Annotated in this window: 1 protein-coding gene; it reads left to right on the forward strand. The window is 68.0% G+C overall.

All coding sequences use genetic code 11. From position 1 onward, the window contains the following. Positions 1-142 precede the first annotated feature (142 nt). Positions 143-1,585, forward strand: a complete 1,443-nt coding sequence (locus tag Q7F20_RS18530; protein WP_305741525.1) for a sugar porter family MFS transporter — start codon at positions 143-145, stop codon at positions 1,583-1,585. Positions 1,586-1,636: the final 51 nt, after the last annotated feature.

Raw genomic sequence — 1,636 nt, forward strand, 5'->3', positions numbered from 1 at the left:
GCACCCCCGGTTGGCCCCCGCGCCCCATCCCGGAGTACAGTCGGGGCCGCTCCGGAACACGCAACGCCGCTCGGACGGCGAACCAGCCGACCGCCGGGGCACCGTGCAGCATCCCGCACGGCGGCGGGAAACCTGGAGCATCGTGTCGAACGCGACAACGCAGCACGGCGAAGACCGTGCGTTCAAGGGGAAGGTCACGCTGTTCGCCATCGCGGCAGCGGTCGGCGGCTTCCTCTTCGGATTCGACTCGTCCGTCATCAACGGAGCGGTCGAGGCCATCAAGGGCGAGTTCGGCCTGTCCGAGGCCGCGAGCGGCTTCGCCGTCGCCTCGGCACTCATCGGGTGCGCGTTCGGCGCCTACTTCGCCGGCCGTCTCGCGGACCGCTGGGGCCGCACGCGCGTGATGTTCTGGGCCGCCGTCCTGTTCTTCGTGAGCTCGATCGGCAGCGCGTTCGCGTTCGCCACGTGGGACCTCGTGATCTGGCGTCTCATCGGCGGTCTGGGCATCGGTACCGCGTCGGTCATCGCGCCGGCGTACATCTCCGAGGTCTCGCCGAAGGCCATCCGCGGTCGTCTGGCCTCGTTCCAGCAGCTCGCCATCACGCTCGGTATCTTCGCCGCGCTCCTGTCCGACCAGCTCTTCGCGGTGACCGCGGGCGGCGCAGCGGAGCAGGTGCTCGGCCTCGCCGCGTGGCGCTGGATGTTCCTGGTGGGTGTCATCCCCTCGGTCGTCTACGGCGTCCTCGCCATCACCCTCCCCGAGTCGCCGCGCTTCCTGCTCGCCAAGGGCCGGACGGACGACGCGCGCGAGGTGATGGGCAAGATCGTGCCGCGCGACACGGTGAACACCAGCCTCGAGGAGATCCAGGACGGCATCAAGAAGGAGGCCAACGAGAAGAAGGGCTCCATCCGGGGCAACCGCTTCGGGCTGCAGCCGATCGTCTGGGTCGGCATCATCCTCGCCGTGCTGCAGCAGTTCGTCGGCATCAACGTGATCTTCTACTACTCGACGACGCTCTGGCAGGCTGTCGGCTTCAAGGAGGACCAGTCCTTCCTCATCTCGACCATCACCTCGGTCGTGAACGTCGCCGTCACCTTCATCGCGATCTTCACGGTCGACAAGCTCGGCCGGAAGCCGCTGCTGGTCGCGGGCTCCTCGGGCATGTTCGTGTCGCTGCTGATGGTCGCGATCGCGTTCTCGCAGGCGACGATCGTGAACGGCGAGCCGAACCTCCCCGGCGCATGGGGCGTCATCGCCCTGATCTTCGCGAACCTCTTCGTCGTGTCGTTCGGCGCCACCTGGGGGCCGCTCATGTGGGTCCTGCTCGGCGAGATGTTCCCGAACCGCATCCGTGCGACGGCGCTCGGCGTCGGCTCGGCGGCGAACTGGATCGCGAACTTCCTGGTCACCATCACGTTCCCGGTGCTGTCCGGCTTCAACCTGACCGTGACCTACGGCATCTACGCGCTGTTCGCCCTGCTCTCCCTCTTCTTCGTCATCGCGAAGATCCCGGAGACGAAGGGCCGTTCGCTCGAGGAGATGGGCATCACGGCCGAGGGCGACACGGTCGACGCCAAGGCCTGACGTCCCGACGTCACCCCGTCCAGGAGGCGCGGTGCGGGGGCGACCCCCACC

This window comes from Curtobacterium sp. A7_M15 (assembly GCF_030705415.1).
GTDB lineage: Bacteria > Actinomycetota > Actinomycetes > Actinomycetales > Microbacteriaceae > Curtobacterium.